This is a genomic window from Alicyclobacillus herbarius DSM 13609 (assembly GCF_000430585.1).
In the GTDB taxonomy this organism is placed as follows: Bacteria; Bacillota; Bacilli; order Alicyclobacillales; family Alicyclobacillaceae; genus Alicyclobacillus_G; species Alicyclobacillus_G herbarius.
In genome coordinates, this window is record NZ_AUMH01000008.1 from 83,067 (window position 1) to 96,559 (window position 13,493).

Annotated in this window: 10 protein-coding genes; 6 read left to right on the forward strand and 4 right to left on the reverse strand. The window is 59.0% G+C overall.

The annotated features are described in order from the left end of the window. The first annotated feature begins 97 nt into the window (after positions 1–97). From H522_RS21005 to H522_RS0107035, 3 genes are all read left to right on the forward strand, one after another. Positions 98–316, forward strand: coding sequence for an aldehyde dehydrogenase family protein (locus H522_RS21005; protein ID WP_273367603.1), 219 nt, complete (start codon positions 98–100; stop codon positions 314–316). Continuing rightward, on the forward strand, positions 317–1,687 hold the full coding sequence (locus H522_RS18045) for an MFS transporter (RefSeq protein WP_081411946.1): 1,371 nt from the start codon (positions 317–319) through the stop codon (positions 1,685–1,687). It abuts the gene before it with no gap. Positions 1,688–1,806: 119 nt separating this feature from the next. Further along, positions 1,807–2,475, forward strand: a complete 669-nt coding sequence (locus tag H522_RS0107035; RefSeq protein WP_026961791.1) for a GntR family transcriptional regulator — start codon at positions 1,807–1,809, stop codon at positions 2,473–2,475. Positions 2,476–2,575: 100 nt separating this feature from the next. On the opposite strand, the gene scpC is transcribed toward H522_RS0107035, so the two are convergent. Together scpC and H522_RS0107045 are read right to left on the reverse strand one after the other, a co-directional pair. After that, positions 2,576–4,096: a succinyl-CoA:acetate CoA-transferase ScpC gene (gene scpC, locus H522_RS0107040; RefSeq protein WP_026961792.1), complete on the reverse strand. Its 1,521-nt coding sequence runs from the start codon at positions 4,094–4,096 to the stop codon at positions 2,576–2,578. 281 nt (positions 4,097–4,377) lie between these two features. Beyond that, positions 4,378–5,040 carry a LytR/AlgR family response regulator transcription factor gene (locus H522_RS0107045; protein ID WP_026961793.1) on the reverse strand — a complete coding sequence of 221 codons (663 nt, stop codon included), beginning with the start codon at positions 5,038–5,040 and terminating at the stop codon, positions 4,378–4,380. A 194-nt stretch (positions 5,041–5,234) separates the two neighbouring features. Between H522_RS0107045 and H522_RS0107050 the strand changes: the two genes are divergently transcribed. Continuing rightward, the gene (locus tag H522_RS0107050) at positions 5,235–6,482 is read left to right on the forward strand and encodes an allantoate amidohydrolase (protein ID WP_035452980.1); all 1,248 of its coding nucleotides are present in this window, start codon (positions 5,235–5,237) and stop codon (positions 6,480–6,482) included. On the opposite strand, the gene H522_RS0107055 is transcribed toward H522_RS0107050, so the two are convergent. Further along, positions 6,450–8,531, reverse strand: coding sequence for a S9 family peptidase (locus H522_RS0107055; protein WP_026961795.1), 2,082 nt, complete (start codon positions 8,529–8,531; stop codon positions 6,450–6,452). The two genes, H522_RS0107050 and H522_RS0107055, sit on opposite strands and share 33 nt — an antisense overlap. Positions 8,532–8,750: 219 nt before the next feature. On the opposite strand from H522_RS0107055, the gene fdhF reads away from it, so the two are divergent. Beyond that, positions 8,751–11,894 carry a formate dehydrogenase subunit alpha gene (gene fdhF / locus H522_RS18050; RefSeq protein ID WP_081411947.1) on the forward strand — a complete coding sequence of 1,048 codons (3,144 nt, stop codon included), beginning with the start codon at positions 8,751–8,753 and terminating at the stop codon, positions 11,892–11,894. A gap of 16 nt (positions 11,895–11,910) precedes the next feature. Next, positions 11,911–12,456: a helical membrane plugin domain-containing protein gene (locus tag H522_RS0107065; protein WP_026961796.1), complete on the forward strand. Its 546-nt coding sequence runs from the start codon at positions 11,911–11,913 to the stop codon at positions 12,454–12,456. Between the two features lie 174 nt (positions 12,457–12,630). Here H522_RS0107065 and H522_RS0107070 read toward each other — a convergent pair whose 3' ends face one another. Beyond that, entirely contained in the window at positions 12,631–13,461 is an 831-nt protein-coding gene (locus H522_RS0107070; protein ID WP_026961797.1) for an aldo/keto reductase, read from the reverse strand. Between the last annotated feature and the right edge of the window lie 32 nt (positions 13,462–13,493).

A 13,493-nucleotide genomic window follows, 5' to 3' on the forward strand; every position in this document is an offset into this window, starting at 1 on the left:
AGGAGACTTGGCAAGTTGGTAAGCATCGGATTCAACAACCCAAGGCGCGTGCCCAGGCTGCTGTCGATGCTTTATCGCAGGTCAGTTTTGTGACAGCCTGTCTGGGAAGACGTTCACGACTGTCAATCCGACCACCAATCAGGCATTGACCACGGTCGCCGACGGACAGGCGGAGGACATCGACAGGGCAGTGGCGGCCGCTAAGAAAGCGTTTACAGATAGCCCTTGGTCGGGGATGAAGGCGAAAGACCGAGCGCGGATTCTGGACCGGATCGCCGACACGATTGAGGCACACGGGGAGGAATTAGCCCAGTAGGTGCGGAGACAGCCGGATGGGTTTATCCGTGCGGTGGAAGAATCGCTGCGCAAGGTGGCGCCCTTTTACGACATCTTTGACAGCAATGTCTCGTTCATTCAGACCTGTGCCAGCGTCATCCCCGGCTTCAAACCGGACATGGTCGGTCAATACGTCGGGATGCCCATTCTTATGAACCTACTCGGATACGTCGTAGGCACGCTGGTGCTTAGCCCGATGGCCGACAAAATCGGGCGTCGGAATGTGCTGCTTATCACCATGCTTATCACCGGTCTAGGCTCCCTGTGCACTGCATTAACGACCAGCTACTGGGCGTTTGTTCTCTTCCGCGGCTTCACTGGCATCGGCGTCGGCGCGGATTTGGCAGTGGTCAACACCTACATCGCCGAGGTGGCACCGACCAAGACTCGAGCGAAGTATACGGCCCTCATCTTTGTGTTCTCCGCGCTCGGGGCGTTGCTTGCGGTCTGGGTGGGGCTGTGTTTGACCACACCTGGAGCACCGTTTCCGTCCGGGTTGCCGTTCGCGGTCGGGGGGAGTCTCGCCTACGGTTGGCGCATTATGTATTGGATTGGTGCCGTGCTGGCCTTAATCGCCATTTTGATGCGGATTCAACTCTCCGAATCGCCGCGCTGGCTACTCGCCGTCGACCACATGGAGGAGGCGGATAGGGTCGTCCAGGGCATGGAGGAGATGGCTTCCCGATATACTACTCTGCCGGATGTCGTCCCAGTTCAATTTATCTGGACGGAGGCAAAAGCTAATCCGTACGCGGACCTGTTTGCCAACGGAACGTATCTGCGGCGCATACTGCTCCTGTTTTTCGTCTGGTTGTTCAGCTACATCACCGTCTACGGATTTTCGGGCGGTATGACCTCGCTCCTGGTGGGCCTTCACTACGGGGAAGGAGAAGCGGGGATGATTACCGCGGTCGGCGTGATTGGCATGGTGCTGTCTGCCCTGTTGGCCTTCTGGATCGGCGAAAAACTGGAACGTAAGGCATGGCTGGTAATATCCGCGCTGACGACGATGGTTGGAGGGGTCATCATCGGCTTGGCAGGCCACAACCTACCCGTGGCAATGATTGGCTCCATCATCCTGTTCCTAGGCGAGAACTTCTGGGTCCCTATCGCCTACGCCTGGACCTCAGAAAACTTCCCAGCGCGTGCCCGGACCAGCGGCTTTGGTCTGGTGGATAGCGTCGGACATGTTGGAGCCGGCATCGGCATCTGGGCCATCGCCCCCTTGGTCACGCCGATGGGGGTAACGAAAGGGTTTCTGTTCATCAGTGGATTCTTGTTCATCGCAGCCCTCATCGCCCTGGTTGGCATACGGACGAAGGACCGCGCCCTGGAGGAGGTTTCACCGTAGGGTTTCGGTGTAGGGCTTCGCCATACTTTCGCGATCGTCAGAGTTCGCCTCGGTCCAATGCCCTAGAGTCCGACTTTCACCGATTGACCGAACCGGAATGACCCTATATGATAAAATGTATGAAATCACAGACTTCTAGTCCCAACAAACAGGAACAAGCGTACGAGTGGATTAAATCCCGCATCATGGATGGGACGTTTGGCGCCGGATACCGGCTGGTGATTGACCGTCTCGCCCGTGAGCTGGGCATTAGCGCCATTCCTATTCGGGAGGCGATCCGCCGATTGGAGGCGGAAGGGCTTGTCGAGGTGGAGCGATTCAGCGGTGTACGCGTCACCCGCATTGATGAACAGGTCTACGTGGAGACCTTATCAGTGCTCGCCTTGCTCGACGGCTATGCTACGGCCCTGGCCGCGCCGCATCTGACGGAGGCGGACTTTGAGGCCTTGCGTGTCATCAATAAGCAGATGGAGGCGGCACGCGCCTCGTTTGCGCTTGAGGCCTACAGCAGCCTGAACAAACAGTTTCACGAGCGCATCTGGCAGGCGTGTCCCAACTCGTATCTGGTGAATCAGTTGAAATCCGTACAGGAGCGGATGGATACCGTGCGCTCCACTGTGTTTATGCTCATCCCTCACCGGACGACCGATTCGATTGCCGAGCATGAGGAACTGGTTCGATTGATGATCGATGGGGGGCCGGCGGATGAAATTGAGTCTTTCGCGCGGCGGCACAAGCTAGCCACGTTGGAGGCGTTCCAGCGCTGGCGGAAAGTTCGTCAAGGATAGGACATCGTGCTACGGGCAGGCATGGGGAGATCCTTATACCTGCCCAAACGGAGACGGGCCGGCACACACTGTACCGGCCCGAACTGTGCCTGCCCAAACCTTAGTGGATGGCCCGAACGGGGGGCAGCACATCGCGCATATCGCCTTGGTTCTGCATCCGAAGGTGCCAACTAAACGCTTCGTCCAATAGATGCGGGGTGTTGCCGCCGCGGCTCTCGGCCCGCCGTACATAGTCCCATAGTGCATACTGATAATCGGGGTGGGCCAAGTTTTCGATAATGACATGGGCACGTTGGCGCGGGGTCAAACCACGCAGGTCGGCGATTCCGCGTTCGGTGACAATGACGTCCACATCATGTTCGGGATGGTCGACGTGCGTGACAAACGGCACGACACTGGAAATGCGGCCTCCCTTGGCGGTCGACTTGGTGACGAATATGGACAGGGCTGCGTTGCGTGCAAAGTCGCCGGATCCACCTACGCCATTCATCATGTGCGTGCCGTATACGTGTGTGGAGTTGACGTTTCCGTATACATCGACCTCCAAGGCCGCGTTCATCGCGATGACGCCCAGTCGGCGCACCACTTCTGGATGGTTGGATATCTCCTGCGGACGAAGGATAACCTTGTCACGATAGTCTTCAATGTGACGCAGCACGTGCTGGCGCATGGTTTGCGAAAGGGTGAAGGAACAGCTGGACGCAAAACTGACTTTGCCGGCATCCAACAACTCGAATGCTGCGTCTTGCATCACTTCGGTATAGATTTCCAAATGCTCAAAAGGCCCATCCACGAGTCCACTCAATACCGCGTTCGCGACGGATCCGATGCCACTTTGTAGCGGACCGATATTCTGCGGTAGCCGCCCACGGCGCACCTCGTGATCGAGGAATTCGAGAATGTGACCGGCCATCGCGGCCGTGTCTTCATCCGCGGCCGAAACATTCGATGGGGTATCTTGTTCCGTCGTTAGAATCACGGCGGCAATTTTCTCCAGCGGGCAAGGAATATAGGGCGTGCCGATGCGATCGCGCACGTTGACCAGCGGGATCGGCTGACGGTTCGGGCGTGCAGCCGGGATATAGATATCATGCAGACCTTCTAATTCTGGGGGAATGGAAAGATTGATCTCGACAATGACTTGCTTCGCTTTTTCGACAAAAATGGGGCTGTTGCCGACTGAGGTGGTTGGTACGATGCCTCCGTTTTCGGTGATCGCGGTGGCTTCGATGATGGCGAAATCGATTTCGTCAAACCATCCGCTGCGTACCCACTCAGCCGTTTCACTCAGGTGTTGATCGATGTATCCAGTTTCCCCTAGGTTGATGCTTTTCCGCAGCGCGGGATCCGATTGAAACGGCAGCCGCAGGCCTAAAATGCCTCGACTGGCCAATATCCCGTCCGTTTCGCCCAGTGACGCACCGGAAAGCAGGCGGATTTGCAGGGACTCTCCAGTTTTCTCGATCCGCCTGGCCAGCGCTTTTAAAGTTGCTTTCGCATCACCGGACTTCGTGAATCCGCTCACAGCAATGGTCATGCCATCTGTTATCCACGCCTGCGCCTCGTCGGCGGAGATAATCCGAGACCGCAGCTGTGCGTTGCGAATTCGTTGTTCCAACATGGTTCCTGCACCTCTTTATCTGTTCGACCGGACTTACTCTAGCGGGAATTCCCTGAATCTCAATGAAAGCGAATACGTAACGTTTAAGGATGATAATAAACGGGACGGGCAGGGTGTGCATTTGGTTTTCGACAAATCATGATTATCGTGGATAAGACGAGATTACGAGGGATGGAACATGGATGGGATACGTTCTGATGCGGATACGAAAGGAACGGGCCCCCGCCTGTCACGGGGTTACCCGTTTCCACAGCTAGCTCTCTGGAAGTTGCTGTTTCGGATCAAAAGCCGAGGGATTGGCGGACGTGGTGGACGTAGTTTTGGGATACGGGCAGACGTTGTGCCAGTGGGGCACGGAGGGTAATCAAGAGGCTCGAGTGAAAATCCCGTTCAATCTTCTCAATCCACGCCACGTTGATAAGGTACGAACGATGGATGCGCAAAAACTGCGCAGAGGATAGGCGTTGTTCCAATGCTCGCAAGGTAAACCGGGTGGTATACGCGCCGTCGGCGGTATGCAGCCAGGTGCGCTTGTCATAACTTTCAAACCAGGCGATCTCGCCCACGGGAACGGGACGCCACACGTCACCCTGCTGCCCGACAACATAGGAAGGTTCGGGTGAATGGGCGGCTGTACGCGGGGGTAAAATCACGGTAAGCGCCACTTTCTGACCCGGTTCCGTGCGCAGCGGATACCCGAGACCGTGATACGGAATGCCGTACACAGACGCGTCCACGTCCGTTTCCACGCGTTTTCCAATTCGGAATACACGATTGGCCACACTTCCCGGGCGAATCGGGTCGCCCGGGCGGAGGCGCAAATCGTATCCACCCGCTCGATAAAAAATGTATCGTTCTCCATCCGCAATGGCGATGGATGCCTCGGACGGTATCCATTCTTGCAATACTTGCGGCAAGTCTGAGAGGATGGGCAAATCCGCCATGGAAACCTCTCCTTTGTGCAGATCCTGAAACCAGAGTGTGTACGAACCCTAGCACGAGTATTTCCCCTTGGTTCGATTTCAGTATAGACTTGTCTAAAAGAAAAGGACAGCGGGGTATGGCCGTGAAGACGCAGACACTGTCTGGGAGGGGAGATATGATGAGCGAGAACGGTCATCGCCATGCGGATTCAGTCATGAGGAGCGCCAACCGAACACAGCGGACAAACAAAGAGCGCTTATGGAAGCGGCTGATGGAGTTGGCTGAGGTTGGCCGACAACCATCCGGCGGGGTCACGCGGATGTCGTTTACCCCGGAGGAGCGAGCCGCAAAAGACCGGGTCGCGGCCTGGATGTGCGAGGCGGGGCTGACGGTGCGCGAGGATGCCATCGGCAACCTCATTGGCCGGCGGGAAGGAAGCCAGCCCGACGCGCCCGTGGTCCTGGTCGGTTCACACCTTGACTCGGTGCCAAACGGCGGCAACTTCGACGGACCACTCGGCGTCCTAGGCGCAGTTGAGGCCGTACAGACGCTGGCGGAGGAGGGCATCTCGCACACCCACCCGATTGAGGTCATTGCCTTCACGGATGAAGAGGGGGCGCGCTTTCGCTTTGGGATGATTGGCAGCCGAGCCCTGGCCGGAACGTTGACCCAAGAACATTTGCAAGCTTGTGATGCAAACGGAGTGTCCATTGCCGAGGCGATGCGGGCTGTCGGGTTTAACCCTGAGAACGTGCATCAGGCCGCACGGACGAGCGGATCGGTCAAGGCGTACCTCGAACTGCACATTGAGCAGGGCCGGGTGTTGGAGGCGGCCAACCTGGCTGTGGGGATTGTGACCGGTATCGCAGGGCCACTGTGGCTGCGAGTGCGCATTACCGGCGAGGCAGGGCACGCTGGGACCACGCCCATGGCGATGCGTAAGGACGCGCTGGCGGCCGCGGCGGAGGTTCTGCAGGCGGTGGAGGCGTTGGCGGTGCGGCAGGAGCGGACCGTGGCGACGGTGGGCCAGCTGCACGTGCAGCCCGGAGGCGTCAACATTATCCCGGGCGTCGTCGAGTTTACGCTCGACCTGCGTGACACCGACGAGGCGGTCCGTGACGCGGTCGAACAAGAGATTCGGGCGCAGGCGGCGATTATCTGCAAGCGGCGCGGGGTCCTGTTGGACATCACGGAGCTGCAGCGGGTTCCGCCGGTCGCCTGCTCGCCTTGGCTTAGGACGGAGATGGCGGCGGCCGCCGGGGAACTGGGCCTCGAAACCCAGTCTCTGCCCAGCGGCGCGGGCCACGATGGCATGCAGCTGGCGGGCCTGTGCCCGATTGGCATGTTGTTTGTACGTTCGAAAAACGGCATCAGCCACCAGCCGGAGGAGTGGAGCTCGCCCGAAGACTGCGCAGCCGGGGTCGAGGTGTTATACCGGACGCTCCTGCGCGTTGTCGGATAACTCTAAGGACGCCGCACCGATTTTATCCAATAAGAACGCGAACATTTCGGCCGTCTCGCGCAGCCGGTTGAGCCGGCCGGAGGACCCGAAGTGGCCCGCGCCCATGTGGGTTTTGAGCACCAGCACACCATCGTCCGTTTTAGTGGCGCGCAGGCGGGCCACCCACTTCGCGGGTTCCCAGTAGGCGACGCGCGGATCGTTCAGACCCGCGGTCACGTACAGGTGCGGATACGGCTTGGCGGTCACGTTGTCGTACGGGCTGTACGATTTCATGTACGAGTAATACGGCTCCTCCGCTGGATTGCCCCACTCATCCCACTCCAGGGTGGTCAGCGGAATGCTCTCGTCGAGCATCGTGGTCACCACATCGACAAACGGTACCAACGCCGCCAACGCCGCGAACAGCTCGCCCCCCAGATTCGCCACCGCGCCCATCAACAGGCCGCCGGCACTGCCGCCGTACGCGGCCAGCCGATCCGGTGCTGTATAGCCTTCGGTAATCAGGTGCTGAGCACAGGCGATAAAATCGGTGAACGTGTTCCGTTTTTTCAGCAGCTTCCCGTCCTCGTACCACTGCCGGCCCATTTCCGATCCGCCCCGCACCTGGGCATAGGCGAGAATGACTCCGCGGTCGAGCAGGGGCAACAGGGTGGATTGAAAGTGCGGGTTCGTGTTGATTCCGTACGATCCGTACCCGTTGAGAATCAGGGGGGCTGGTCCGCGGCTGCGGCTGTCGCGGCGGTAGACCACGGCCAGCGGCACGGCGGTGCCATCCTCAGCTTTAGCCCACAATCGCTCCTCGGTGTACGCGTCGCGGTCAAATTCCCCTGGGACCTCCGCCTGCTGCAGGACCGTGCGCTCGAGCGTGATGGGGCTTACGGCCAGGGTGGTGCGCGGCGTCAGCAACGATTCGTACTGGACCAGCACTTCCGTCGCGTCGTAGCTCTGGTTGCCGCCCATGCGTACAGTGTAGAGCGGATCGTCCCAAGACAGGCGCTGCAATTGGCCGTCTCGGTAGACCCACAGCTGAGTCAGGCCTTCCTCGCGACCGCTGATGAACAGAGCCTCCCGAAACGGATGGAGCCCGGTCAGGTAGCGCCGCTCGTCATACGGGAACAGCTCGCGCCGGTGGGTGGAAGCCGTGACGGGGCACGTGAGTACCCGAAAATTCGGCGCTCCCTCGTTGGTCAGGATAAGAAACTCATCCTGCCAGTGCTCCAAAGAGTACTCCACGCCTTGTGTCCGCGGTTGAAACAGGGTCCACTCGGCGTGTGGCATATCGGCCCGCAGCCACCGCACTTCACTGGTCGTCTTGGAGCCGGCGAGCAAGAACAGGTATTGGCCGCTTCGCGACTTGTTCAACTCAAGGGTATAGGTGGTATCGGTCTCTTCGTAAAGCAGGTCATCTTCACCTTGAGACTCCACTTCGTGCCGCCACAGGCGGTACGGCCGCTGCGTCTCATCGACCGTGATGTAGAACAGGTAGCGGCCGCTTTGGTCCCATTCCACGCTGTTGGATAAGAAGACGTTGGGTATCGTCTCTAGCAGGTCGTGACCCGTGGTTAGGTCGCGCACGCAGAGCGTATATTTATCGGTGCCGTCGCGATTGACCAGGTACGCCAGGCGCTGCCCGTCCGGGCTGACGCGTACTTCAGTGACGCTCAAGTAACCGCCTTCCTCGGCCAATTCGTTGACGTCGAGCAGGATTTGTTCCGCTGCCGCATCCAGATCGGCTCGCGTGGCCGCCTGCTTGCGGGCAAAGATGGGGTACTGTTTACGCTTCTCTATCCGAGTGTAGTAAAAATATGGCCCATCTTGCACGGGGACCTGTTGGTCCACGTCCGGGATGCGTGCGGCCATTTCGTTGAACAACGACTCGACCAGCGCTTTTAGGGGACGCATTTGTTCCTCGTAATAGGCGTTTTCCGCCTCCAAGTAGGCAATAACCTCCGGATTATCCCGATTGCGGAGCCAATAATAGTCGTCCTGGCGTTCATCGCCGTGCAAGTGGTGCGGATGCGGGATGCGTTTTGCCACAGGCGCCTTCATCAAACCCCTCCCATGTATCTCGTACTCTCTTTCTCGCCTTAACTATACCGCGTGAAGGCTGGAGTTTCGAGCCAGGTATGATGGGGAAATGGAATCTCTGGCCCTGTCGTGGGGGAAGTTACACACGTGAGCCGATTTTCGCGGGACGACGCGTTGGGAAGCGGATGCGAGACGGAGTCAGCGATAACAGTACGTCCGAGTGAATGAGGAGGGACGTTCGTGAAGGATTCCCCAAACGTAAACACTGTGCATGTCACGGTGGACGGGCGGCCGGTGGAGGTAGCCGCGGATGAACCGGTGCTTGCCGCCGTGTTACGGACGGATGTTGAGTTTCCCCACGTATGTTTTCACCCGGCGCTAGGGGCCATTGAGACTTGTGACACCTGCATTGCGGAGGTGAACGGCCAGCTGGTCCGCACTTGCGCCCAGGCGCCGGCGGATGGCATGGTCGTGGACACGCACACCCCGCGCGCCGAGGCAGCGCGGCGCGAGGCAATGGATCGCATCCTGCATAACCACGAGTTGTACTGTACCGTTTGTGATAACAACAACGGGAACTGCGTCGTGCATAACACCACCATGGCCATGCGCATTAACAGCCAGAAGTACCCGTTTGCGCCGAAGCCCTATGAACAGGACAATTCGCACCCGTTTTATCGGTACGATCCGGACCAGTGCATTCTTTGTGGGCGCTGCGTGGAGGCCTGCCAAAACCTGCAGGTGAGCGAGGTGCTTTCGATTGACTGGGAGCGGGAACGCCCGCGTGTCATTTGGGATGACGACGTTCCGATTAACGAATCTTCTTGTGTTTCCTGTGGCCACTGTGTGACCGTCTGTCCGTGCAACGCTTTGATGGAAAAGTCGATGCTTGGGGAGGCCGGTTTTCTGACCGGGATGAAACCGTCCCTGTGGGAGTCGATGGTTCACTTGACCAAAGAGGTGGAACCCGGCTACGGGCCGATCTTCACCGTATCCGAGGTGGAGGCGAAGATGCGTGAGTCGCGCATCAAGCGTACGAAGACGGTCTGCACGTACTGTGGTGTCGGCTGCAGTTTTGACATTTGGACCAAAGGCCGAAAAATCCTCAAGGTGGAACCGCAGCTTGAGGCTCCGGCGAATCAAATCTCCACCTGCGTCAAGGGCAAGTTTGGCTGGGAGTTTGTAAACAGCGAAGAACGGCTGACGCAACCGTTGCTTCGCCGCGGGGACGAGTTTGTCCCTGTGTCTTGGGACGAGGCCCTCGACTACACCGCACGGCGGCTGCAGGAGATCCGTCAGAAGGACGGACCGGATGCCATTGGCTGCATCTCCTCGTCCAAGTGCACGAACGAAGAAAACTATCTGATGCAAAAGTTCGCTCGCGCCGTGATTGGGACCAACAACATCGACAACTGTTCCCGCTATTGTCAGACCCCAGCCACCGAGGGGCTCCGAAGGACCGTGGGGTACGGGGGTGACAGTGGAACGATTTACGACCTTACCCTGGCGGACTTGGTCATCATTGTCGGTGCCAATCCCGCGGAATCGCACCCAGTACTCTCCACCCGGATTCGGCGGGCGCACAAGCTGCACGGCCAGAAGCTCATTGTGGCGGACCTGCGCAAGAATGACATGGCAAACCGTGCCGATTTGTGGCTGCACCCAAGGCCGGGCACCGACCTCATCTGGTTGGCGGCGGTTACCAAACACATCCTCGACAACGGCTGGGAGGACAAAGACTTCCTCGAGCGACATGTCAACGGTCTCGACGAGTTCCAACAGTGGCTTGAGCCGTACACCTTGGAGTTCGCCGAAAAGGAAACTGGGATTCCCCGCGCCGAGCTGGTCAAGGCGGCGGAGATGATTCACGCGGCGGACAAGGTGTGCATCTGCTGGGCGATGGGTGTGACACAGCACGTAATGGGCAGTGAGACCAGCACGGCAATTTGTAACCTCCTGCTCATCACCGGCAACTTTGGCCGGCCGGGAACCGGCGCCTATCCGCTGCGTGGCCATAATAACGTCCAGGGAGCCGGCGACTTTGGTTGTGCCCCCGACTACATGCCCGGATACGAGCGAGTAGAGGACGAAGCGGTTCGTGCCAAGTACGAACGCGCCTGGGGCGTCAAACTGCCTGAGACGCCCGGATTGGATAACCACCAGATGGTGGAGGCGATTCACAAAGGCGAGTTGAAGGCCATGTACCTCAAAGGCGAAGAGATGGCCTTGGTGGACTCAAACTCCAACCACGTTCAAGCCGCGTTTGAGAAACTGGAGTTTTTCGTCGTTCAGGACGTGTTCTTCAGCAAGACGGCCCAGTTTGCCGATGTCATCCTGCCGGCCTGCCCGAGCCTTGAAAAGGAAGGGACGTTCACGAATACCGAACGCCGCATCCAGCGTCTGTACCAGGTCTTGCCGCCACTCGGGGACGCCAAGCCGGACTGGTGGATTATCACCCAACTCGCCCGCCGCATGGGCGCGGATTGGAACTATGAACACCCAGGGCAGATTCTCGATGAGGCGTGTGCCCTCACCGACTTGATGGTCGGGGTGCGTTGGAACCGGCTGGAGGGTTACAACAGCCTGTTATGGCCGGTTCTTCCAGACGGCCGCGATACACCGCTCCTCTATGTCGACGGCTTTCCGTTTCCCGACGGTAAAGCGCGCCTACACCCGCCGACCTGGCGTAATCCGGTGCTGGAGCCGGACGCTACGTACGATTTGCACCTGAACAACGGCCGTATGCTGGAACACTTCCACGAAGGCAACCTGACTTACCGCGTGCGCGGCATCCGCAGCAAGGTCCCGACCACGTACGTGGAGGTTTCACCTGAACTGGCTAAAGAACGCGGAATTGCCGACGGGGCGCTGGTCCGGCTCGTGTCGCCGTACGGATCGGTCAAGGTGCGGGCCACGGTCACTGACCGAGTGCAAGGCAAGGAGTTGTACCTGCCGATGAACACGCCGGCCGACGACGAGGCGGTAAACTACCTCACCAGTAGCTACCATGACGATGTCACTCATACGCCGGCCTACAAAGAGGTTTCGGTGCGTCTTGAGGTGATTGAACCGGAAGGCAAGTCTCCGGTCGTGCGCGGCAACTTCCGCTTGGGCCATCCCAACCCGAAGGCAGGGGTCGAGGTGGAACGGAAATGGCGGCGCAGCGATTACCGGCCCCTGGTGGAGCGGGAGGCACAGCCGTTCGTCAAAGGCGCGGCGGTGGATGTACAGGCAGTCCGGCGCCACCTACATGGGACTACCGCTCCACAGCCTGGTCCGGGTGGCCATTCGGCAGACGGTCGATCCGGAAGCGGAATGGGCGCGGGGACACCGGCGTCAGATACCGCGCGCCACCAGCCCACCGCCGACCCAAGCCGGAAATAGGAGGAGGGATTTGCACATGGCACAGCCCATTCGCTCTATCGCCAAGGCGGCCGTCGATTCATCTGCCGCGCCGCAAAATCTGCGGTCCAACATCGAGGCTGCGGCAGCGGCACACCAGGATGCGGTGTTGGAGGCCATCCGACTCCTGGCGGCGCTTAAGAAAACCGGACTGCTGGAGATGGCCAGTGCGCTGCTCGAACAGGGTAGCGATGTGTTGGAGATTGTCGTCCGCCAGGCGGAGAAACCCGAGTACGCCGGCGGGCTCAAGAACCTGATTGGCCTCGTCCAGCTATTGGGCCGCCTCGACCTGACGCGCCTCGAACCGCTCCTGGCTCCGTTTGTCCGTCCTATGTCGGCCGGCACTGCGGGCGAGGAAGTCCAGGATGTGTCCACTCCCGCCATGGCGCCGGTCAGCGCTGACGGATTTTTTTCGATTCTCGCCGCCCTGCGCGATCCGGACGTTTCAGCGGGTCTATCGTGGATGCTGGGGCTCCTGCAGGCGATTGGCCGGGGTGTGCGGACCAAAGCGGAGACGGTCGTAGGTAGTGTGCGGTTTTCGTAGAAGGGATTGCAGAGGCGCTGCGGTGTCTGGATTCGGGGGCGGCGTGGGCGCAACTACAAAGCATGCAAGCGAGAACTTGAAAAACGTTGTTTTTCGAGCGATGACAACAGGCGAGCGCGCATGCGCGGCTCGCCTGCTGAATGCGCGTTAGACGTGCTCCTATTAGACGTGCTCCTAAAAGTTGAAATTGTCTGGATCCGCTCCGAAGCGATGATTTTGGTTCAAACCGTCAATTCTGGCCATGTCTTCGGCGGACAACTCGAAGTCAAACACGTTCGCATTTTCAATGATGCGATTTTCGTGCACCGACTTTGGAATCGTCACGACCTCGTTTTGCAGGTCCCAGCGCAGCACGATTTGGGCCGGCGTTTTGCCATACTTTTGGGCGAGATCGGCGAGCAGCGGCTGGTCCAAGTGGCCCTGCATCAGCGGGCTCCAGGCCTCCAGTTGAATCTTGTGCTGCTTGCAGAAGGTGTGCAGTTCCTTTTGTGTCAGCAAGGGGTGGTACTCGACCTGGTTCACCATCGGGACGACCTGGCTGTCGGCCATGACGTCCTCCAAGTGATGGATTTGGAAGTTGCTGACCCCAATCGCGCGCACCACACCATCCTGATAGAGGCGCTCCAGCGCTTTCCATGTATCCTTGTACTTTCCTTTCACCGGCCAGTGAATCAAGTACAAATCCACGTACTCAAATCCGAGCCGCTTACGGCTTTCTTCAAACGCCCGCAGCGTGCTGTCATAACCCTGGTCCGCGTTCCAAACCTTTGTTGTAACAAAGACCTCTTCACGCGGTACGCCGGACTCACGAATGGCCTCTCCGACGCCCGTTTCGTTACCGTAGGCAGCCGCGGTATCGATGTGCCGATAGCCGTGGGCAAGGGCTGCTTTGACGGAATTCTTCACTTCGTCTCCATTTTGGACCTGCCACACACCCAAGCCCAGCCAGGGCATCTGGACGCCGTTGTGTAACACCGTCGAGTCTGAAAGGTGACGAGCCACCATCGCGAATCAACCTCCCCATTGTGGGACTTACG

Bases quoted from the DNA above. Each gene is read 5' to 3' on its own strand.
- H522_RS0107035 (WP_026961791.1), top strand. From the start codon at position 1,807: ATGAAATCACAGACTTCTAGTCCCAACAAACAGGAACAAGCGTACGAG.
- scpC (WP_026961792.1), bottom strand. From the start codon at position 4,096: ATGTTGGAACAACGAATTCGCAACGCACAGCTGCGGTCTCGGATTATC.
- H522_RS0107045 (WP_026961793.1), bottom strand. From the start codon at position 5,040: ATGGCGGATTTGCCCATCCTCTCAGACTTGCCGCAAGTATTGCAAGAA.
- H522_RS0107050 (WP_035452980.1), top strand. From the start codon at position 5,235: ATGAGGAGCGCCAACCGAACACAGCGGACAAACAAAGAGCGCTTATGG.
- H522_RS0107055 (WP_026961795.1), bottom strand. From the start codon at position 8,531: ATGAAGGCGCCTGTGGCAAAACGCATCCCGCATCCGCACCACTTGCAC.
- H522_RS0107065 (WP_026961796.1), top strand. From the start codon at position 11,911: ATGGCACAGCCCATTCGCTCTATCGCCAAGGCGGCCGTCGATTCATCT.
- H522_RS0107070 (WP_026961797.1), bottom strand. From the start codon at position 13,461: ATGGTGGCTCGTCACCTTTCAGACTCGACGGTGTTACACAACGGCGTC.